The 20681-nt window shown below is 54.4% G+C and carries 24 protein-coding genes; 8 read left to right on the forward strand and 16 right to left on the reverse strand.

Annotation, left to right across the window (positions count from 1 at the left end; all coding sequences use genetic code 11):
- The first annotated feature begins 257 nt into the window (after nucleotides 1-257).
- Nucleotides 258-815 carry a YtfJ family protein gene (locus OGX80_RS02540; protein ID WP_071257359.1) on the forward strand — a complete coding sequence of 186 codons (558 nt, stop codon included), beginning with the start codon at nucleotides 258-260 and terminating at the stop codon, nucleotides 813-815.
- Here OGX80_RS02540 and cysQ read toward each other — a convergent pair.
- Nucleotides 812-1552: a 3'(2'),5'-bisphosphate nucleotidase CysQ gene (gene cysQ / locus OGX80_RS02545; RefSeq protein ID WP_047459424.1), complete on the reverse strand. Its 741-nt coding sequence runs from the start codon at nucleotides 1550-1552 to the stop codon at nucleotides 812-814. The two genes, OGX80_RS02540 and cysQ, sit on opposite strands and share 4 nt — an antisense overlap.
- 190 nt (nucleotides 1553-1742) lie before the next feature.
- Here cysQ and OGX80_RS02550 point away from each other — a divergent pair, with 190 nt between their 5' ends.
- Nucleotides 1743-3686 carry a bifunctional 2',3'-cyclic-nucleotide 2'-phosphodiesterase/3'-nucleotidase gene (locus OGX80_RS02550; protein WP_104867857.1) on the forward strand — a complete coding sequence of 648 codons (1944 nt, stop codon included), beginning with the start codon at nucleotides 1743-1745 and terminating at the stop codon, nucleotides 3684-3686.
- A gap of 88 nt (nucleotides 3687-3774) precedes the next feature.
- Here the strand turns inward: OGX80_RS02550 and OGX80_RS02555 are convergent, their stop codons facing one another.
- Nucleotides 3775-4155, reverse strand: coding sequence for a winged helix-turn-helix transcriptional regulator (locus OGX80_RS02555; protein WP_115182062.1), 381 nt, complete (start codon nucleotides 4153-4155; stop codon nucleotides 3775-3777).
- A gap of 89 nt (nucleotides 4156-4244) precedes the next feature.
- Here OGX80_RS02555 and OGX80_RS02560 point away from each other — a divergent pair, with 89 nt between their 5' ends.
- The 3 genes from OGX80_RS02560 to OGX80_RS02570 all read left to right on the forward strand — a co-directional run bounded on the left by OGX80_RS02560 (nucleotide 4245) and on the right by OGX80_RS02570 (nucleotide 7041).
- A complete protein-coding gene (locus OGX80_RS02560; protein WP_115182063.1) occupies nucleotides 4245-5093 on the forward strand; it encodes an SDR family oxidoreductase in 849 nt (282 codons plus the stop codon).
- An 81-nt stretch (nucleotides 5094-5174) separates the two neighbouring features.
- Entirely contained in the window at nucleotides 5175-5999 is an 825-nt protein-coding gene (locus tag OGX80_RS02565; protein ID WP_047459432.1) for an AraC family transcriptional regulator, read from the forward strand.
- 76 nt (nucleotides 6000-6075) lie between these two features.
- Nucleotides 6076-7041, forward strand: coding sequence for a DMT family transporter (locus OGX80_RS02570; protein WP_047459435.1), 966 nt, complete (start codon nucleotides 6076-6078; stop codon nucleotides 7039-7041).
- A gap of 63 nt (nucleotides 7042-7104) precedes the next feature.
- Here the strand turns inward: OGX80_RS02570 and OGX80_RS02575 are convergent, their stop codons facing one another.
- Nucleotides 7105-8658 (reverse strand): methyl-accepting chemotaxis protein, encoded by a 1554-nt coding sequence (locus tag OGX80_RS02575; protein WP_110123664.1) that lies wholly within the window; start codon nucleotides 8656-8658, stop codon nucleotides 7105-7107.
- Nucleotides 8659-8902: 244 nt separating this feature from the next.
- Here OGX80_RS02575 and ytfE point away from each other — a divergent pair, with 244 nt between their 5' ends.
- Nucleotides 8903-9565: an iron-sulfur cluster repair protein YtfE gene (ytfE, locus tag OGX80_RS02580; RefSeq protein ID WP_012134400.1), complete on the forward strand. Its 663-nt coding sequence runs from the start codon at nucleotides 8903-8905 to the stop codon at nucleotides 9563-9565.
- A gap of 79 nt (nucleotides 9566-9644) precedes the next feature.
- Here the strand turns inward: ytfE and cycA are convergent, their stop codons facing one another.
- On the reverse strand, nucleotides 9645-11054 hold the full coding sequence (gene cycA, locus OGX80_RS02585) for a D-serine/D-alanine/glycine transporter (protein ID WP_115182064.1): 1410 nt from the start codon (nucleotides 11052-11054) through the stop codon (nucleotides 9645-9647).
- Nucleotides 11055-11363: 309 nt separating this feature from the next.
- Nucleotides 11364-11984, reverse strand: a complete 621-nt coding sequence (bamJ, locus tag OGX80_RS02590) for a BamJ family beta-barrel-assembly machinery protein (protein ID WP_024130787.1) — start codon at nucleotides 11982-11984, stop codon at nucleotides 11364-11366.
- Nucleotides 11985-12203: 219 nt separating this feature from the next.
- Between bamJ and OGX80_RS02595 the strand changes: the two genes are divergently transcribed.
- Nucleotides 12204-12854: an OapA family protein gene (locus OGX80_RS02595; RefSeq protein ID WP_012134403.1), complete on the forward strand. Its 651-nt coding sequence runs from the start codon at nucleotides 12204-12206 to the stop codon at nucleotides 12852-12854.
- An 88-nt stretch (nucleotides 12855-12942) separates the two neighbouring features.
- Here OGX80_RS02595 and OGX80_RS02600 read toward each other — a convergent pair whose 3' ends face one another.
- The 5 genes from OGX80_RS02600 to rpsF all read right to left on the reverse strand — a co-directional run bounded on the left by OGX80_RS02600 (nucleotide 12943) and on the right by rpsF (nucleotide 15450).
- Nucleotides 12943-13872, reverse strand: a complete 930-nt coding sequence (locus tag OGX80_RS02600; protein WP_049010943.1) for a DMT family transporter — start codon at nucleotides 13870-13872, stop codon at nucleotides 12943-12945.
- 138 nt (nucleotides 13873-14010) lie between these two features.
- Nucleotides 14011-14460: a 50S ribosomal protein L9 gene (gene rplI / locus OGX80_RS02605; protein WP_012134405.1), complete on the reverse strand. Its 450-nt coding sequence runs from the start codon at nucleotides 14458-14460 to the stop codon at nucleotides 14011-14013.
- A 41-nt stretch (nucleotides 14461-14501) separates the two neighbouring features.
- Nucleotides 14502-14729, reverse strand: coding sequence for a 30S ribosomal protein S18 (rpsR, locus tag OGX80_RS02610; RefSeq protein WP_000135199.1), 228 nt, complete (start codon nucleotides 14727-14729; stop codon nucleotides 14502-14504).
- Nucleotides 14730-14733: 4 nt separating this feature from the next.
- Nucleotides 14734-15048 carry a primosomal replication protein N gene (gene priB, locus OGX80_RS02615; protein ID WP_012134407.1) on the reverse strand — a complete coding sequence of 105 codons (315 nt, stop codon included), beginning with the start codon at nucleotides 15046-15048 and terminating at the stop codon, nucleotides 14734-14736.
- A 6-nt stretch (nucleotides 15049-15054) separates the two neighbouring features.
- Nucleotides 15055-15450 carry a 30S ribosomal protein S6 gene (gene rpsF / locus OGX80_RS02620; RefSeq protein WP_012134408.1) on the reverse strand — a complete coding sequence of 132 codons (396 nt, stop codon included), beginning with the start codon at nucleotides 15448-15450 and terminating at the stop codon, nucleotides 15055-15057.
- Between the two features lie 333 nt (nucleotides 15451-15783).
- Here rpsF and yjfY point away from each other — a divergent pair, with 333 nt between their 5' ends.
- A complete protein-coding gene (gene yjfY, locus OGX80_RS02625; protein ID WP_024130788.1) occupies nucleotides 15784-16059 on the forward strand; it encodes a DUF1471 family protein YjfY in 276 nt (91 codons plus the stop codon).
- 134 nt (nucleotides 16060-16193) lie between these two features.
- Here the strand turns inward: yjfY and OGX80_RS02630 are convergent, their stop codons facing one another.
- The 6 genes from OGX80_RS02630 to ulaA are packed head-to-tail and all read right to left on the reverse strand — an operon-like array spanning nucleotide 16194 to nucleotide 20603.
- Nucleotides 16194-16880: an L-ribulose-5-phosphate 4-epimerase gene (locus OGX80_RS02630; RefSeq protein WP_012134412.1), complete on the reverse strand. Its 687-nt coding sequence runs from the start codon at nucleotides 16878-16880 to the stop codon at nucleotides 16194-16196.
- On the reverse strand, nucleotides 16880-17734 hold the full coding sequence (locus OGX80_RS02635; protein ID WP_012134413.1) for an L-ribulose-5-phosphate 3-epimerase: 855 nt from the start codon (nucleotides 17732-17734) through the stop codon (nucleotides 16880-16882). The genes OGX80_RS02630 and OGX80_RS02635 overlap by 1 nt, the downstream gene beginning before the upstream one ends.
- Nucleotides 17735-17743: 9 nt before the next feature.
- Nucleotides 17744-18394, reverse strand: coding sequence for a 3-keto-L-gulonate-6-phosphate decarboxylase UlaD (gene ulaD / locus OGX80_RS02640; protein WP_024130789.1), 651 nt, complete (start codon nucleotides 18392-18394; stop codon nucleotides 17744-17746).
- A 13-nt stretch (nucleotides 18395-18407) separates the two neighbouring features.
- The gene (gene ulaC / locus OGX80_RS02645) at nucleotides 18408-18875 is read right to left on the reverse strand and encodes a PTS ascorbate transporter subunit IIA (RefSeq protein WP_012134416.1); all 468 of its coding nucleotides are present in this window, start codon (nucleotides 18873-18875) and stop codon (nucleotides 18408-18410) included.
- A gap of 9 nt (nucleotides 18876-18884) precedes the next feature.
- Complete coding sequence (gene ulaB, locus OGX80_RS02650; RefSeq protein WP_024130790.1) at nucleotides 18885-19190, reverse strand: PTS ascorbate transporter subunit IIB; 306 nt, start codon at nucleotides 19188-19190, stop codon at nucleotides 18885-18887.
- A gap of 15 nt (nucleotides 19191-19205) precedes the next feature.
- Nucleotides 19206-20603 (reverse strand): PTS ascorbate transporter subunit IIC, encoded by a 1398-nt coding sequence (gene ulaA / locus OGX80_RS02655; RefSeq protein ID WP_012134419.1) that lies wholly within the window; start codon nucleotides 20601-20603, stop codon nucleotides 19206-19208.
- Nucleotides 20604-20681 lie beyond the last annotated feature (78 nt).

The following is a 20681-nucleotide window of genomic DNA, read 5'->3' on the forward strand; positions in this document are numbered from 1 at the left end:
TTTAATGCCATATGACTATAGACTATCTCTACGATGTTTCCAGTGTGTATAAGTTTATTTACCTTTTCATTACAGTTATTCAGAATTATCTATTCACCGATTCGCTGTCTTCAGTATAAGTCTTCATTTTTCGCAGGATTTGTGCGCCCGTCCGCAAACTGGCATCACGCTTGCGGGAAAAAGCATCATTCGCACATATGATTAAACCTCAGACCCAAGTGGTCGGATCACCTGCAAAAAATAAAGAAGGAAACCCCATGACCTTACGTAAACTGCTGGCGCTGTCGTGCCTGTTACTGCCGATGATGGCCTCCGCGCATAACTTTGAAACCCATCAGCGCGTATCACCGATTGGGATCGCCGATCGCGGCGAACTGATTCTTGATAACAACAAGTTTAGCTACAAAAGCTGGAATAGCGCGCAGCTCCCCGGGAAAGTTCGGGTGTTGCAGCACATCGCCGGACGAACGGCAGCGAAAGAGAAAAACGCCGCGCTGATAGAAGCGATTAAATCCGCGAATCTCCCGCATGACCGCTACCAGACGACCACTATCGTCAACACCGACGACGCGATTCCGGGCACCAGCATGTTTGTGCGCAGCAGCATCGAGAGCAATAAAAAACTTTATCCGTGGTCACAATTTATTGTCGACAGCAATGGCGTGGCGCGTAAGGCATGGCAGCTTGAAGAAGAGAGCTCCGCCATTGTGGTGCTCGATAAAGACGGGCGTATTCAGTATGCCAAAGACGGCGGGTTAAGCCCGGCAGAGGTGCAGCAGGTGATCGCCCTGCTGCATAAGTTGCTGAATAATTAATAGATAGAGACCCGGAAGCCGGGGTTAAGGAACGATTCACGCGGGGTATAGTCCAGGGGTTTCCCCTGCCAGTTGTGAACGTGCGCCCCGGCCGCAGCGGCAACGGCATGGCCTGCGGCAGTGTCCCAGACGCAGGTCGGCCCAAAGCGCGGATACAGCTGCGCCTGCCCTTCCGCCACCAGACAAAACTTCAGCGATGAGCCGATGGAGGTCGTCTGATGCTCGCCCAGCTGTTGCAGGTACTCTTGCAGCTCGTTGTCGGCATGGGAGCGGCTAATCACCACCAGCGGCGGTCGCGCGTCGCGCACCTGAATCCGTTTACGTACGCCGCACTCTTCTTTCCAGGCTTTTCCTTCCGCAGCGCTGTACATCACTTTCATGACGGGCGCGTAGACCACGCCCAGAACCGGTTTACCTTTATCAATCAGCGCAATATTGACGGTAAACTCGCCGTTACGTTTGATGAACTCTTTGGTGCCGTCTAACGGGTCAACCAGCCAGTAGCGCTGCCAGTGCTGGCGCACATCCCAGGAGGGCGGATCTTCTTCCGACAAAACCGGGATATCCGGCGTCAGCGCCTGTAACCCTTCCAGTATCACCGCGTGGGCGGCAATATCCGCCGCAGTAACCGGAGAATCATCCTGCTTGTTGGTGATTTCAATCGGTTTGATTCCATCGTAGACCTGCATAATGGCATCGCCCGCATTCCGTGCAAGCTGGCATACATGTTCTAGCATTCTCCACCTCGTTTATGGCAGTGGCGTTTAACTCTTTGTTTTACTTATACCCCATCGTAAATGAATCCGCCATCTGTGATAGCGATTGCGGTTTTAATGGCTGAATTCATGTCATGATTCACAGTTCTGTAAGCAACAAGACTTATATACATTTTCTTTTGTGTTTCAGATCTAAAAAAGGATGCCCCTGATGATTAAGTTTAGCGCAACGCTCCTGGCCACGCTGATCGCCGCCAGCGTGAATGCGGCGACCGTCGATCTTCGGATTATGGAAACCACTGATTTGCATAGCAACATGATGGATTTCGATTATTACAAAGATACAGCGACCGAAAAATTCGGACTGGTACGCACAGCAAGTTTAATTAACGCCGCCAGAAATGAAGTCAAAAATAGCGTGCTGGTCGATAACGGCGATCTTATTCAGGGGAGTCCGCTGGGCGATTACATGGCGGCAAAGGGGCTGAAAGCTGGTGATATTCACCCTGTCTACAAGGCGTTGAATACGCTGGATTATGCGGTCGGCAACCTCGGTAACCATGAATTTAACTACGGTCTGGACTATCTGCATAAGGCGCTGGCGGGCGCGAAATTCCCTTACGTGAATGCCAATATCATCGACGTTAAGACCAAAAAGCCGCTGTTTACGCCTTATCTGATCAAAGAGACTGACGTGGTCGATAAAGAGGGCAACACGCAGACGCTGAAAATTGGCTATATCGGTTTTGTCCCTCCGCAGATTATGACCTGGGATAAAGCCAACCTGAGCGGCAAAGTCACCGTCAACGACATTACCGAAACCGCTCGTCAGTATGTGCCGGAGATGCGGGCCAACGGCGCCGACGTTGTGGTGGTGATTGCCCACTCCGGGCTTTCTGCCGATCCGTACCAGACAATGGCGGAAAACTCCGTGTATTACCTGAGCGAAGTCCCCGGCGTTGACGCCATCATGTTCGGCCATGCGCACGCGGTCTTCCCTTCCAAAGATTTTGCCGATATCAACGGCGCGGATATCGCAAAAGGTACGCTTAACGGGGTACCGGCGGTCATGCCGGGTATGTGGGGCGATCATCTGGGCGTGGTGGATCTGGTGCTCAACAACGACAGCGGCAAATGGCAGGTGACCGATGCGAAAGCCGAAGCGCGGCCCATTTACGATGCCGCCGCGAAAAAATCGCTGGCCGCAGAAGATAAAAAACTGGTGGGTATCCTGAAAGCCGACCACGATGCCACCCGCGAGTTTGTTAGCAAACCGATCGGTAAGTCCGCCGATAACATGTACAGCTACCTGGCGCTGGTGCAGGACGATCCTACCGTGCAGGTGGTGAACAACGCGCAGAAAGCGTATGTCGAACACTTTATTCAGGGCGACCCGGACCTGGCGAAACTGCCGGTGCTCTCTGCCGCTGCGCCGTTTAAAGTCGGTGGACGTAAAAACGATCCTGCCAGCTTTGTTGAAGTGGAAAAAGGTCAGCTTACCTTCCGCAACGCCGCCGATCTTTACCTCTATCCGAATACGCTGGTCGTCGTAAAAGCCAGCGGCAAAGAGGTAAAAGAGTGGCTGGAATGTTCCGCCGGGCAGTTCAATCAGATTGATGTCCACAGCAGTAAACCGCAGTCATTGATCAACTGGGACAGTTTTCGCACCTATAACTTTGATGTGATTGACGGCGTGGAGTATCAGATTGATGTGTCGCAGCCTGCGCGCTACGACGGCGAATGCCAGACGGTGAATCCGCAAGCGGAACGTATTAAAAATCTGACCTTCAACGGCAAGCCTGTCGATCCGAACGCCATGTTCCTGGTCGCGACCAATAACTATCGCGCCTACGGCGGCAAATTTGCCGGTACGGGCGACAGCCACATCGCTTTTGCATCACCGGATGAGAACCGCTCCGTGCTGGCGGCGTGGATTGGCGCGGAGTCGAAGCGTGCGGGGGAAATCCACCCGGCGGCGGACAACAACTGGCGTCTGGCGCCAGTTCACAGCGACACGAAACTGGATATCCGCTTCGAAACCTCGCCGTCCGACAAGGCTGCCGCGTTTATCAAAGAGAAGGGACAATATCCGATGAATAAAGTCGCTACCGATGACATCGGCTTTGCGATTTATCAGCTGGATTTGAGTAAGTAAAACCACGCCGGGTGGCGGCTTCGCCTTACCCGGCCTATGCGATCGACACGCCGTAGGCCGGATAAGCGCAGCACCATCCGGCAAGCCGTTATGCCGCTCGCTCTTTCCGCTGTGCCAGCACCTGCGGCAAATTGAGCTCGATCCAGTCCGCCAGCGCGGCGACCTTCTCACTCACCTGTTCACCCAGCGTCGTCAGACTGTACTCCACATGCGGCGGCACCACCGGGTACGACACACGATGAATAAATCCATCCTGCTCCAGCGCCTGTAATGACTGCGCCAGCATTTTTTCACTCACGCCGCCCATCTTGCGGCGTAAATCGCTGAAGCGGAGCGTTCCATCACGCAACGCCACGAGAATTAATACGCCCCAGCGGCTGGTGACATGCTTTAACACCTCGCGAGAAGGACACTGCTCGGCAAACAAATTGCCATCGCGAAGCTGCTGAGAAAGCGTCGGGTTCGTCATCTTTACACTTACCTTTTTGTACGTACTTACTAAAAGTAAGTTTAAGTGCTAGCTTAATGAAACACAAGACGAACACAGGGAGATCCCCCATGATTGCAATTACCGGCGCGACCGGCCAACTGGGCCAACACGTTATCGATACCTTACTGAAAACCGTTCCTGCCAGCCAGATTGCGGCGATTGTCCGTAACCCCGCGAAAGCTGACGCGCTAACCCGACTGGGCGTTACCGTACGCCAGGCGGACTACAGCGACGAATCCGCGTTCACGGCAGCGTTGCAGGGCATCGACAGATTGCTACTGATCTCATCAAGCGAAGTCGGGCAACGTGCCGCTCAGCACCGCAACGTGATTAACGCGGCAATAGCCGCAAACGTGAAATTCATTGCCTATACCAGCCTGCTGCACGCAGACCGTTCCCCGCTGGGCCTGCATGTTGAACATGTGGAAACCGAAAAAATGCTGGCGGATTCAGGCATTCCTTACGCCCTGCTGCGCAACGGCTGGTACACCGAAAATTACCTGGCGAGCGCGCCAGCGGCCCTGGAGCACGGCGTCTTTATCGGCGCGGCCGGAGAAGGCAAAATCGCCTCTGCAACCCGTGCCGATTACGCTGCCGCAGCCGCTCGCGTCATCAGCGAAGAAGGCCATGCCGGTAAAGTGTATGAACTGGCAGGCGACGAAGGCTGGACGCTGAGCCAGTTAGCCGCCGAACTGGCAAAACAGAGCGGGAAAAAGGTCGTCTATCAGAACCTGAATGAAGCCGATTTCGCCGCCGCGCTGAAAGGCGTGGGCCTGCCAGCGGGTCTGGCGGATATGCTGGCTGATTCTGACGCGGGCGCCGCAAAAGGCGGCCTGTTTGACGACAGCCATACTCTGAGCGCACTGATCGGTCGCCCGACAACCTCGCTGGCGGAAAGCGTCAAAAGCATCCTGTAAGTGTTAAAAACAGGTTAATTGTTGTGGCATCCCTGCTGGCCATCTCTGATAATGAACAGATGGCTTTCAGGGAGAGACAACGTGCAAGGCGTACCCGAACAGTTTAGCGATGAGAAAGACAGCGCCCGCTTTCGCCATCTGGCGCAGGTGCCGGGGGTTGAGCTGTATCATGCGCATATCTCGCGTTACGCTTTCGAGCCTCATACCCACGAAGCCTTCGGTATCGGCGCGATTGAAGCCGGCGCCGAACGCTTTCGCTATCGCGGCACGCAGTACGTTGCCCCCGTTCACTCCGTTGTCACCATGAATCCCGATGAGCTGCATACCGGCGAAGCGGAAACCGCCGACGGCTGGCGCTATCGGATGATTTATCTCGATCCCGATCTGCTGGAAGAAGTGACCGGGGTTCGTCACTGGTGGTTTCATGAGGTCACGCGCCACGATCCGCTGCGCTCACGCCAGATCTGCACGCTGATCCACGGCCTGTGGCATACCGACGATCCGCTGGCGCAAAAAGGGCTGCTGCTCGATCTGATCGACACCTTCCAGCCGCTGGCGCGCCATGCGCCGGAAGTGCGGGAAGGCGGGCATCGCTTTGAGCGCGTGCGGGACTACCTGCACGACAACTACATGCATCCGGTCACGCTTGACGAACTGGCGCGGGTCGCCTCATTAAGCCCCTGGCATTTTCAGCGTCAGTTCAAGGCCCATTTCCACGTTACGCCGCACCAAATGCTGATGGCGATCCGTCTGTGGCGGGCAAAGGCGTTTCTCACGCTCGGGATGCCCGCAGCGGATGTGGCGGCCGCCACCGGGCTAACCGATCAATCTCATCTCACGCGCGCCTTTACCCATCGCTACGGCATTACGCCAGTGCGTTATCAAAAACAGGTTTATCCGCGCTAATGCGCAATCTCATACAATACTGGCGCATTTCTCCTGCCTACACTTTTCGCAATGTGAAACGATGTGGATATCAACGATGATTAGCGGCGTGTTGTATGCCCTGCTGGCAGGGTTAATGTGGGGACTGATTTTTGTCGGACCGTTGATCGTACCGGAGTATCCGGCGGTATTGCAGTCGATGGGGCGCTATCTGGCGCTGGGGTTAATTGCTGTGCCCCTGGCGTGGCTGGGGCGTGCGCGCCTGCGCCAGTTGACGCGCAAAGACTGGATAACCGCACTCGCGCTGACGATGATGGGCAATCTGATCTATTACGTCTGCCTGGCGAGCGCCATCCAGCGCACGGGAGCCCCTGTTTCTACCATGATCATCGGCACGTTGCCGGTGGTGATCCCGGTGTTTGCCAACCTGCTCTACAGCCAGCGAGATGGTAAGTTATCCTGGCGGCGTCTGGCGCCTGCGCTGGCGCTCATCGGCGTTGGCCTGCTGTGCGTCAATATTGCGGAGCTGAATCAGGGGCTGCCGGAGTTTAGCGGCTGGCGCTACGGTTCAGGTATCGCGCTGGCGCTGGTTTCCGTTGTGTGCTGGGCATGGTACGCGTTGCGTAATGCCCGCTGGCTGCGGGAAAACCCGGATAAACATCCGATGATGTGGGCAACAGCACAGGCGCTAGTGACGCTTCCCGTTTCGCTGCTGGGTTATGTCGCGGCCTGCATCTGGTTGGGTAAGCAGATGCCCGGCTTTCCTCTCCCCTTTGGCCCCCGGCCGGATGTCTTTGTCGCCCTGATGGTCGCCATTGCCGTGCTCTGTTCATGGGTGGGGGCGCTATGCTGGAACGTCGCCAGTCAAAAGCTGCCGACGGTGATTCTGGGGCCCTTGATCGTGTTCGAAACGCTGGCTGGCCTGTTGTACACCTTTATACTGCGCCAGGAATTTCCACCGCTGCTGACGGTAAGCGGCATTGCGCTGCTGATTGTTGGGGTGGTGATAGCCGTCAGAGCCAGGCCGCAGAAACCCGGCGTCGTCGTGGTTTCACAATCATAATGTGCCGGATGGCGCTGCGCTAATCCGGCCGACAAGATATTATCCTGTAGGCCGGAGCAGAGGTTAAACTTTAAACACCGCTACCGTCTGGGTCAGACGTGCCGCCTGCTCTTCAAGCGCTACGGCGGCAGTCGCCGACTCTTCCACCAGCGCGGCGTTCTGCTGCGTCACGCGATCCATCTCCGCCACCGCCAGGCCAACCTGGTCAATGCCGCGACTTTGTTCATCAGATGCAGAGGCAATCTCCCCCATGATGTCGGTCACACGCGTTACCGCACTGACAATTTCCACCATCGTTTCCCCCGCTTCATGCACCAGCGCGGAACCCGCGCTGACCCGATTACCGGAGTCATCAATCAGCGTTTTGATCTCTTTCGCCGCCTGCGCGCTACGCTGCGCCAGCGTGCGCACCTCGCCAGCGACCACCGCGAAGCCACGGCCCTGTTCGCCCGCGCGAGCGGCTTCCACCGCCGCGTTCAGCGCCAGGATATTGGTCTGGAATGCGATACCGTCGATAACGCTGGTGATCTGCGCGATTTTGCTGGAGCTGGTGGCAATTTCATCCATCGTGCGCACAACGCCGTCCACTACGTTGCCGCCCTTTTGCGCCGTCTCAGAGGCATTTTTCGCCAGGCTGGACGCCTGGCGCGCGTTGTCGGCGTTCTGTCTCACGGTTGCGGTGAGTTGTTCCATACTGGCGGCAGTCTCTTCCAGCGATGCGGCCTGCTGTTCAGTACGCGAAGAGAGATCGCTACTGCCTGTCGCAATTTCACCCGCACCGGTATAGATCGTGTCAGCGCCTTCACGTACCACGCTGACCGTGTTCGCCAGCGCCTGCTGCATCTCATGTACGTTATGCGCCAGCAGCGCCATTTCATTACTGCCTTCGGTATGGATATTGCGCGTCAGGTCGCCTGCCGCAATATGGCGGATATGTTCCATAACATCATGCAACGGTTTAAGTAAGACACGCTGCATTGCCAGCCAGCTAATCACAATCACCGCGACAACCGCCAGCATAACGGCCGCCAGAATCCACAGAATGCGCTGGTAGTCCTGTTCATTTTGTTGAATGCCCGCGTTCGTCAGTTCGGCCTGCGCGGCACGCCATTCCAGGTACACGTCCTGCATCGCCGTCTGTTTTTGTTCCGCATTCTGTTTGAACATCTCTTCCAGTTGTCCTGCGGCAAGGAAGGTATTCATTTTCGCCAGCGTCGCGGAGTAGATGCCGTACTGCTCTTCCAGACGGTCGGCCAGGTGTTCATCCAGCCCCGGCGTTTCTGGCAGCGCGTAGTATTTATCGTAATGACGCTGCGCATCAGCCAGCAGGGCATTCGCCGTCTTCACCAGTTCATTTAGCTGACCGCCGTTGATCTCATTGGCCATGCTACTTTGCAGGCGCAACATGCCGCGGTTAAGCGTGACGCGCGCCTGGTTCAGGCTGATCCAGGCATCGGTAAACTCCGCGACGTTCTGGCTGGAACGCTGCGATACGGTAAAATTTTGCTTATCGTTATTAAGCGCGCTGATAAAAACGCCCGCCGAAATAAGCTGCATCGCGCCGAGGGCGAGTAACACGATAATCAGTAAGGTTATAACTTTGATTCGTTTGAACATTTGTTGCCTTTTACTATGCAGGTATTGTCAGAGGTCTAACTATCGGCAGTGCCGCCGGCATATTTAATTTTGTCCGGCGGCTTGCCGCGCGTATTCCTGCCCTTTTCAATAAGATTCAGCACGTTAAGGCACAAACATTTTTTGTGATGGTCATCACATTTTATTCTGACCCGAAAGGGTTATATCTTCGGCTTAAAGATGTATTTAAAATACATCTTATATTATTGAGAATGAGGTAACGGCTATGTCTTTTCGCGATCAACCTTTAGGTGAACTGGCGCTCTCTATTCCTCGCGCCTCGGCGCTGTTTCGTAAGTACGATATGGATTACTGTTGCGGTGGTAAGCAGACGCTCGCGCGCGCTGCTGCACGTAAAGAGCTGGATGTAGAAGCCATTGAAGCAGAACTGGCACAGTTGGCTGAACAACCGATTGAGAAGGACTGGCGTACCGCGCCGTTGGCCGAAATTATCGACCATATTATCGTGCGCTACCACGACAGACACCGCGAGCAGCTGCCGGAGCTGATCCTGCAAGCCACCAAAGTGGAACGCGTTCACGCAGACAAACCCAGCGTACCGAAAGGTCTGGCGAAATACCTGACTATGCTGCATCAGGAACTTTCCAGCCACATGATGAAAGAAGAGCAGATCCTGTTCCCGATGATCAAACAAGGCATGGGAAGCCAGGCAATGGGCCCGATTAGCGTCATGGAAAGCGAACACGATGACGCTGGCGAATTGCTGGAAGTGATCAAACACACCACCAACAACGTCACGCCGCCGCCAGAAGCCTGCACCACCTGGAAAGCGATGTACAACGGCATTAATGAAATGATTGACGATCTGATGGAGCACATCAGTCTGGAAAACAACGTCTTGTTCCCGCGCGCACTGGCCGGGGAATGATGTGTTGCCGGATGGCGCTAACGCTTATCCGGCCTACAATCCGTAGGCCCGGTAAGCTTTGCGCCACCGGGCATCAAGATTAACGCACTCCTGCCATACGTTTCTTACCGATAAACAGCCAGCCCAGCCCCAGCGCAATAAACCACAGCGGCGTGACGATCAGCGCCTGACGGGTATCATCTTCCAGCGTCAGCAGTACCAGCACAAAGACAAAGAACGCCATACACACCCAGCACATCAGCTTACCAAGTGGCATCTTATAGATAGACTTCTCATGCAAGTGCGGACGCTGCTTACGGTACACCAGGTACGAGCAGAGAATGATGGTCCAGACAAACATGAACAGAATAGCCGACACCGTCGTGATCATGGTGAACGCGCCAATCACGCTCGGATTGATGTACAGCATCACCACGCCGCCCAGCAGACAGATACAGGAGAAGGTCAGCCCTTTCGCCGGCACCGCGCGCTTAGACAATTTAGCGAACGCTTTCGGTGCCACGCCCTCTTGCGCCAGACCAAACAGCATACGGCTGGTAGAGAACACGCCGCTGTTGGCGGAAGAGGCCGCAGACGTCAGCACCACGAAGTTAATCAGGCTGGCGGCGGCCGGCAGTCCTACCAGTACAAACAGCTCAACAAACGGGCTTTTGGTTGGTACTACCGAGCTCCACGGCGTGACCGACATAATGATGATCAGCGCAAAAACGTAGAACATGATGATACGAATCGGGATTGAGTTAATCGCGCGCGGCAGGGATTTCTCCGGGTCTTTGGTCTCTGCGGCGGTGGTGCCCACCAGCTCAATCCCCACGAACGCGAATACCGCTATCTGGAAGCCCGCAAAGAAGCCGCTGATCCCTTTCGGGAACCAGCCGCCATCATTCCACAGATGAGTAAACGACGCTTCAACCCCGGTCGGTGATTTGAAGTGCATCATAACCATCACCAGACCGACGACGATCAGCGCCACGATAGCGACAATCTTGATCATCGCAAACCAGAACTCCATCTCGCCGAACATTTTCACGGTCGCAAGGTTAAGGCTCAGCAGCAGAACAACGACCGCCAGCGAGGCGACCCAGTCGGAAAGGCCGGGGAACCAAAACTGCGCATAGGCGGTAATCGCAACGACGTCCGCCATCCCGGTGACCACCCAGCAGAACCAGTAAGTCCAGCCGGTGAAATATCCCGCCCACGGCCCGAGCAGGTCGGAAGCGAAATCACTGAAGGATTTATATTCCAGATCCGAGAGCAGCAATTCACCCATTGCCCGCATGACGAAAAAGAGCATAAAACCGATGATCATATAAACGAAAATGATCGACGGCCCGGCGAGGCTGATCGTTTTACCGGAGCCCATAAATAAGCCGGTGCCGATGGCGCCGCCAATCGCAATAAGCTGAATATGACGGTTTGTGAGATTGCGCCGTAGCGACTGTTCAGCCGGTGCCTGTTCGTCGGCAACGACTTTTACCTGATCTACCATGTTTTTTCTTCCTGTACCTGTCTGTGTTGTGCAGGCTCTGCGGCCTTTAGTGCGTCATATGATACGACGATCCTGTTATCAGGACTCATCGATATTAGGTAAGAATCGGCGGGATGAATACTAAGATTTAGATATAATGTTAATTATATGTTTAAAGTGAGTGTCATATCACTCTGGCAACGCGAATTAGCTCACAAAAATACACGCAATGGCTACATTTGCAAGATAAAATATCGACATCTGGCTAACTTACGGTTTTCTTGCATATTTTCTGTTCCCCCCAACAAAGAGGGGAACAGAAGTCACTGCTTACAGGATTTCCAGCAGTTCTACGTCAAACACCAGAGTGCTGAACGGAGGAATGGACGCGCCCGCGCCACGCTCGCCGTAGGCCAGTTCCTGAGGGATAGTCAGTTCCCATTTGGAACCAACCGGCATCAGGGTCAGCGCTTCAATCCAGCCTGGGATCACACCGTTCACCGGGAATTCAGCCGGTTCGCCGCGCGCAACGGAGCTGTCAAAGACGGTGCCGTCGATCAGTTTGCCGGTGTAGTGTACGCGTACACGGTCAGTACGCGCCGGAATCGCGCCTTCACCCTGGGTGATCACGCGGAATTGCAGACCGGATTCGGTGCTGTTCACACCCTCTTTCTCACGGTTTTCTTCCAGATATTTGACGCCATCTGCCGCCATTGCCTGGAAACGTTCGCGACGTACGGCATCCGCACGTTCGTGAATTTCACGCAGCGCGCGATGCACCACATCAACAGGCACTGCCGGGTGTTTGCCTTCCAGCGCATCAGCGATACCTGCCACCAGCGCTTCAGGCAACAGACCTTCCAGACCGGATTCGCTCAGCTGCTGCCCTACCTGTAAACCAATGCCGTAGCTTGCTTGCGCTTCGATAGTGTCAAAAGTCGGGGTTGCCATCATATTTCCTTTCATCGGAGGTAAAGTAGCGGGCAGCATAGCAGCCACGTCTCTTCCGGTAAAACTTTGTCTCGGGAAGAGATGACAAATCGCGGGGAAAAAGAAACAATAAGAATAACCCATGCTGATGTCACGAAAGCGGGTATAACTACGAACATCATAGCGTTAGGCATCTATACTCTATGATTGAGGAACGAGACGCGGAGCAGGAGGAAAGCCATGCCCGGGCGCTTTGAACTAAAACCAACCCTGGCGAAAATCTGGCATGCACCGGACAATTTTCGCATCATGGACCCGCTGCCGCCTATGCATCGCCGTGGCATTATTATTGCCGCTATCGTGCTGGTGGTCGGTTTTCTGCTTCCCTCGAATGATACCCGCGATACGCCCGTCGTCACGCGTAATGTCCAGACAGATATTCAGTCACAGTCGCAACCGCCGACGGAAGCCGAACTTCAGGCGCAACTGGTCGCCCCGCAAAACGATCCGGGACAGGTCGCCCCCGTAGCGCCGGAACCCATCCAGGAAGGTCAACCGGAAGAGCCGCCGCAGACGCAGCAATCCCAGCCGCAAACACAGCCTTTCCAGCAGAATGGGGGAATTGACCAGCAGTGGCGCTCCTATCGCGTGGAGTCAGGTAAAACGCTGGCGCAGTTGTTCCGTGACCACGGCCTGCCGCCAACGGACGTTTACGCGATGGCGCAGGTTGAAGGCGCAGGCAAGCCGCTGAGCAATCTGAAAGATGGCCAGATGGTGCAGATCCGCCAGAATGCGAATGGCGTGGTGACAGGATTGACCATCGATACGGGTAATGACCAACAGGTTCTGTTTACCCGTCAGCCAAACGGCAGCTTTATTCGCGCCCGTTAAGCGCGCAAATTGCCGGATGGCGGCGTCGCCCTATCCGGCCTACGGCACCCGCGATTGCAGGCCTGATAAGCGGTAGCGCCATCAGGCGTTACCGCTTCACCTTGTTCACCCACCAGATCCCCGAACACACCAGCACCAGCGCAACCGCATATTTCAATTCAAAAATGTTTTCGCCGAGGAAAATCGCCGACAGCACCGCACCGGAAACCGGAATCAGGAAGTTAAACGGCGCAATCATCCCGACGCGGTTGTACTTGAGCAAAATACTCCACAGCGCAAAAGCAACAGACGAGAGCAGCGTCAGATAGCCCAGAATCGCCACAGAAGCGAGGCCGTGCACGGAGAGCGAGCCGCCGAAGGCATAGCCGCCAATCACCAGCGCCAGGCCGCCGATGCCAAGCTGATAGCCCGTCATCACCGTTGGGTCAACTGTCTGCGAAATACGTTTACCGTAAAGGGTCGCGGCAGAAAGAATAAAAGCAGCCAGCACCACGGAGCCATCACCCAACAGGCTAAAGCTGAAATCCATCAGCCCGCTGTTGAAGTTCACCACCATCACCCCGGCAAAGCCAAGAATACAGCCGAGGGTTTTGTTGTAGCTCAGTTTGTCGTTCTGGTAGATGAAGTGCGCCAGCAGCACGCTAAAAAAAGTGCCTGTGGCATTCATGATCGATCCTTTCACGCCCGTGGTGAACGCCAGACCGATATAGAAAAAGATATATTGCAGCGAGGTTTGCGTCAGCCCCAGCAGGGTCAGTTGACCAAACTGGCGCGGGCTTAAGCGGCCGATCGGTTTACGCTGCGCCATCGCCAGCAACAGCAGCAATAACCCCGCGAACAAGAAACGGTATCCGGCAAAGACAATTTTTGACGGGATATCATCTGTCGCAATCTGAAAGATCTCGTACCCGCTTTTTATCGCCGGGTAGGCGCTTCCCCATAACAGACAACAAAATGCCGCCCCCAGATAGACAACGTTTTTACGCGCGAACAGGGGCTGCTGGTGGGTTATCTCCATTCCATCACCACTTTGAAATAATGTTTTATTTTTTATTATCCCGAAAAGGGTAAAGAATAGCCAGTGCGAAAAACAGGGGGGCAGAAAAGCAAAACGCCAGCGCAAGGCCGGCGTTTTTACGCGATAGAAGAATAAAACTTATTCAGCTACTACGTTTACAGTCAGTTTAGCGAATACTTCGCTGTGAACCTGGAAGTTCACTTCGTGCTCACCAGTGGTACGCAGAACGCCGTTCGGCAGACGAACTTCGCTCTTAGCCACTTCAACGCCTGCTGCTGTTACAGCGTCAGCGATGTCGCGAGTACCGATGGAACCGAACAGTTTACCTTCGTCGCCAGCTTTGGACGCGATGGTTACGGTTTCCAGGGCGTTGATTTTCTCTGCGCGTGCATTTGCAGCAGCCAGAACGTCAGCCAGTTTAGCTTCCAGTTCAGCGCGACGTGCTTCGAAGAACTCAACGTTTTTCTTGGTAGCAGGAACAGCTTTACCCTGTGGTACCAGGAAGTTACGAGCGTAGCCCGCTTTAACGTTAACCTGATCACCCAGGCTACCCAGGTTTGCTACTTTATCAAGCAGAATAACTTGCATTACCTTATCCTCTCAAAGTCGTATTAATGGACCGTGGCCGATTACTGATGACGATCAGTGTACGGCAGCAGGGACAGGTAGCGAGCGCGTTTGATAGCGCGAGCCAGCTGACGCTGGTATTTTGCACGGGTACCGGTGATACGGCTTGGGACAATCTTACCGCTTTCGGTGATGTAGTTTTTCAGCGTAGCGATATCTTTATAGTCGATCTCTTGAACGCCTTCCGCGGTGAAACGGCAGAACTTGCGACGACGGAAATAACGTGCCATATGGCTAGTCTCCAGAATCTATCAATTCAATCTGCTCGGCATGCAGAACCATTTTGCTCAGACCGTTCTTTGCCTTGTGGCAAGAGATGAACCCCTGAACGGTTATGCGGCTGCCGACCGTTATACTGTGAGTAATGGCCTGGTTTTCGTGTCCGCTAACAATAACGGGCATTTGACACCACGCCTGCCGGTGAAACCCGGCTTCCTCCTGCACAGAACGATGCTCAAGCACGAACTGGCAGTGCGGAATTCCTGATGGACTGACCTTTCGAAGGGGCATCCTGCACACGGTGCCGGACAACGCCAGACGGTTGGTCATCAGAAATTACTCTTCAGAATCCCCAGCATCTGCATCATCTGCGGTTTCGTTTGCGAAATCATCGCGACGCTCACGGCGCTCGTCTTTCGCTTTAACCATCGGAGATGCTTCGGTAACAGCGTGCTTAGTACGCATTACCATGCTACGGATAACGGCATCGTTGAAGCGGAAGTTAGTTTCCAGCTCATCGATCACTTCCTGCGGCGCTTCAACGTTCAGCAGAACGTAGTGAGCTTTGTGCAGTTTGTTGATCGGGTAAGCCAGCTGACGGCGGCCCCAGTCTTCCAGACGGTGGATCTTGCCTTCTGCACCAGTGATTGCACCAGTGTAGCGCTCGATCATGCCCGGAACCTGTTCGCTCTGGTCAGGATGGACCATAAAAACGATTTCGTAATGACGCATCGAATTGCTCCTTACGGATTATTCAGCCTCCTGTCTGGGTCAGCCGAATCCCGGGGAGGCAAGGAACGTGTTAAAGGTCGGCTGAAAAATGACGCGTCATAATACTTGCGCCCATGAGGAAACACAAGTTGATTGCGCAAAAATTCACACGAAGCGCAAAGACAGGTTAACCATGTGATTTAAAATTAATCACATGGCATCGCGCCAATTTTTTGAACAACTGCATCAGAAATGGTCGCTATCGACTTCGCTGGTAGCGATTAAAATTAAATCAGAAGCAATTCACTTACAGGAGATATTGCTAACCAGACACAGCAGTCGAGGAGGTACAGTATGCGAGCGCGTGTTATGACCCTTCTGGCTGCGCTTTTGCTCAGTGCAAACGCGATGGCAGCCATCAAAATCGATAATCACCAGGCACGAAATATGGATGATGTGCAGAGCTTAGGCGTGATTTATATAAACCATAACTTCGCCACTGAAAGTGAAGCAGATCAGGCATTGAATGAAGAGACAGATGCGCGAGGCGCAACGTACTACCACGCCATCCTGACCCGGGAACCGGGAAGTAACGGCAACATGCGCGCCAGCGCGGATATTTATCGCTAGCACCAGGAAAAACCAACGAGAACATTGCCATAGTTTGACTTGCCCCCTTCACCGGGGGCTTTTTTATGGCAAAAGCGGCCCCGGAATCAGGCCGGTAACATCCCGAAGGAAGTAATGATTCCAGGGCACGTGTCTTACTTTTGTCCGTAATAGGCGTCAGGCCCATGCTTACGCATAAAATGTTTATTCATTAAATAATCGTCGATCGGGCTGAGCGCCGGATTGATACCGCGAGCAATCCATGCCATCCGCGCGACCTCTTCCATCACCACCGCATTATGCACGGCGTCATGCGCATCTTTGCCCCAGGCGAACGGCCCGTGCTGATACACCACGACGCCAGGCGTATGCAGCGGCTGACCGTCACCCAGCGTTTCGATAATCACATGGCCGGTGTTCAGCTCATATTCACCCTGCACTTCTTCTTCGGTTAACGCCCTGGTACAGGGGATATCGCCAAAGAAGTAGTCCGCATGGGTCGTGCCCAGCGCCGGGATCGCCAGCCCTGCCTGCGCCCACGCCGTGGCATGCGTAGAGTGCGTGTGCACGATACCGCCCAGCGAAGGGTAACGACGGTACAGCGCCAGATGCGTGGCGGTATCGGAAGAAGGCCGCCACTGCCCTTCCACCACATTGCCCTGGAGATCCACCACCACCATATCGTCCGCTTTCATGGTTTCATAAGCCACCCCGCTAGGCTTAATGACCACCAGCCCGCGCTCTCTGTCGATCGCGCTGACGTTGCCCCAGGTGAAAGTCACCAGGCCATAACGCGGCAAATCCATATTGGCTTCAAAAACGTGCTGCCTGAGTTTTTGCATTATGCTGTCTCCACCAGACCGGCGCTGGCCATACGCGCTTTCACCCAATCACGCGCTTTCGCCACCTCACGCGCCGGATCGTCCGACGTTTCACTCCACATCTCAATCAGGTATGGCCCGCAATACCCACTCTGCTTGAGCGTGGCGAAACAGCGTTCAAAATCAACGACACCTTCACCGAACGGCACGTTCTTGAACACGCCTGGCTTCGTATCTTTGACATGAACCGCGACGATATGCCCCATTCCAGCCTGCAACTCCATCTGCACATCGTTATCCCAGGCTGACAGGTTGCCGATATCAGGATAAAGCTGGAACCACGGGTTATTAAGATAGTGCGCATAACCCAGCGCTTTGCTGATGGAGTTCATCAGAGGGTAATCCATGATCTCCATCGCCAGCGTGACCTGAGCACGGCTTGCCATCTCGACGCTCTCTTTCAGCCCATCACGAAAACGACGGCGCGTTTCATTGTTGGCTTCCTGATAGTACACGTCGTAACCCGCAAGCTGGATGACGCGAATACCGATGTCCTGCGCAAACTGAATGGCTTTACGCATGATCTCCAGCCCTTGCGCACGTACAGCATCATCTTCGCTGCCCAACGGAAAGCGCCGATGCGCGCTCAGGCACATGGACGGCACCCGCACGCCGGTCTCAGCGATAGCGCTCACCAGCGCCAGGCGCTGCTCACGGTTCCAGTCGAGGCGCGCCAGGCGGGCATCGGTTTCATCGACAGACATTTCAACGAAATCGAAGCCCAGTTCTTTCGCCAGCCGCAGGCGATCCAACCAGCACTCCCCGGCGGGGAGCGCTTTTTCGTAGATGCCAAGCGGAGTCTGTTTAGACAGCATATCCGCTCCTTATCCCCACAACTGGGCGATAGAACGTTTGAACTGGCGCGCGGCTTCAACCGGAGAGGCGGCGTCGCGAATACTGCGACCAGCAATAAAGACATGGATTGGAATGCCCTTAAACAGCGGCAGATCTTCCAGCGCCAGACCGCCGGTCACGGTCACTTTAAAGCCCATATCAGAGAGACGTTTGATCGCGCTGATATCCGCTTCGCCCCAGGCCACGCCAGCGGCCTGGGCATCACGGCTACGGTGATAAACCACCTGCTGAATCCCCGCATCGCGCCACTCCTGCGCCTGCTCCCAGGTCCAGTAGCCGGTCAGTTCAATCTGCACATCGCCGTTAAACTCTTGCGCCACTTCCAGCGCGCCTTTGGCGGTGTTGATATCCGCGCAGCAGATAACCGTCACCCAATCCGCGTTGGCTTCAAAGCACATACGAGAGAGAATTTTCCCCGCGTCCGCAATTTTGGCGTCAGCCAGCACTATCTTATGCGGATAAAGCGCTTTCAGATCGCGTACCGCACGTACGCCTTCACCCACGCACAGGATGGTGCCAACTTCGATAATATCGACTTCTTCCGCGATCAGGCGGGTCGTTTCGTAAGCGTGGGACAGCGTCTGGTTATCCAGCGCAACTTGCAACATAGGTAATGACATTTCTATTCCTTACTTAAACTGCCGCCGCAGTGGCGTTATCAATTAAATCCAGCACATCCTGCTCGGTACGGCAGGCGCGTAAACGGTCAAAGTTGGCTTCATCTTCAAACAGGTTGACGATTTGCATGATGCCGTCTTCCTGATGCGCGCGGGCATCCACTGCCGCCAGCGTGATGAGGATATCGACCGGGTCATTATCTTCGTGATTGAAGACCATCGGCGTTTTCAGCGTCACCAGCGCGAAGCCGGTTTTTTTGACGCCCTCTTCCGGGCGGCCATGCGGCATCGCCAGGCCTGGCGCAATCACAAAATACGGACCAAAACGCTCTACGCCATCAAGAATGGCCTGGTAGTAACGCGGCTCCACAACATCTGCTTCCACCAGCAGGTCTACGCCGATTTTCACCGCCTCCTGCCAGGTGCTCGCTTCTGCATTCAGGCGAATGGACTTATTCTCCGCCAGCGAATCACGTAATTTCATGCTGCGTCCTTATTTCAGGTCGTTCGGAAAGTGCTCTTTGATCACTTCCATCAGTTTCGGACCAAAATCAGCGGCGGAAAGCATATTGCGCACGCCCACCACATATTTATTACCGGAGACGGTGATTTCGCTGGCGACGTGCGTCGAGGCAATAATGATGTCCGCGCCGTTCAGCTCACTTTTGTACTCACCCACTGCGCAGCTATTTACCGTGTGCGCAACGCCCTGCTGCGTCAGAAACTGGTCAACTTTCATTTTCATGATCATTGAACTACCTTGCCCACAACCACAAACAGCCAGAATACGTACGGTCATAATCGGAACTCCTTATTAAGCAGAGTGTTCTGCCAGTTGTTTTTCTGCATCTTCTTCAGCGCGCAATGTGCGCCCTGCGAAGAACATATAAGCCAGTGAAATCAGTATCATGACGCTCATAAACATCAGCCCGATGCTGACGAAGCCTTGCATCATCGGAGGCGCCAGAATCGACCAGTCAGCCATTCCCATCCAGGCGCTCATACCGGTCAGTTTCACCGCCCAGACGCAGCCAAAGATTTCGATCATGCCCATAACCAGGCAAATCTTGAGCGCCGCGCGCCAGCCGCCAAAGTGGTTAGCGAACACGCCAATCGTGGCGTTAGAGAAGAACATTGGGATAAAGCCAGGGATGATCAGAATGGAGGAGCCGCAACCTACCAGAATACCAACGGCGATCAGCTGACCAATCGTGCCCCACATAAAGCCCCAGACCACCGCGTTCGGCGCGAAGCTATAAATCGCCGCACAGTCAATCGCCAGCACAGCACCGGGGATCAGACGCTGAGAGATACCGTTAAATGCTTCGGACAGTTCGGCGACAAACATGCGCACGCCCTGCGTGATGATGAAAATAGCGACGGCGAACTGGAAGCCGGTTTGCAGGATATAGATAGACCAGTGCGTTTTACCCGCCATCGCCTGAACCACATCCAGGCCAAAAGAGAGCAGGATCGCGCCGAAGAAGATGGTCATGACAATTGCCGTGGAGACAATATTGTCGTGGAAGATATTCAGCCAGCCGGGCAGTTTGAGATCTTCAACGCTCTCTTCTTTTTTACCGAGATATGGCGCGACTTTATACGCCAGCCATGCGGCAAACTGTTGCTGGTGACCAATGGAGAAACCACAGCCGTCTGTGACTTCCTGCGTCGGCTTATACATCATATTGGAGGTGATCCCCCAATACAGGGACACCAGAACCGCCGTGCAGATAATGGTGGTCCACATCGGATAACCGAAGATGTAGAAGAACACCGCGATCAGCCCCGCCTGCTGGAACATGATATGCCCGGTAAGCATGATGGTGCGAATCCCGGTAATCCGGCGCAGCAGCACGTAGCCGATATTCAATGCCAGCGCTAACAGCACGGCATACCCGACCCAACTGTAGGCATCGCCCATGCGCTCGATCGTCGCCATCATGGAGGCGTAAGTATCAGAAATCGCGCCGTTGATGCCATACACCTCAGACATCTTCGCCACGACGGGCTTAAAGGTACTGGTCAGGATGCCGGACCCTGCCTGTAATAACATGAAACCAATAATGGTTTTTATCGTACCTTTGATAATAACGCTGACACTTTTGCGTAGGAGGATATAGCCCAGACAGGTGACAATGCCCAGTAGCAGCGGAGCATTGGTCATAACCTGGTTAAAGAAAACGGTAAAGATGTTGTAGAGGATCTCCATAACGATCTCCAGTAGACGAAGTTGCTGAGCTCTGCGTACGCTCAGGTTGTTGTGTCACCACTCTAATTTTCAAAAGTA

Origin of the sequence: Citrobacter sp. CK194, from assembly GCF_030333395.1 — a bacterium.
GTDB classification, from domain to species: Bacteria; Pseudomonadota; Gammaproteobacteria; order Enterobacterales; family Enterobacteriaceae; genus Citrobacter_B; species Citrobacter_B koseri.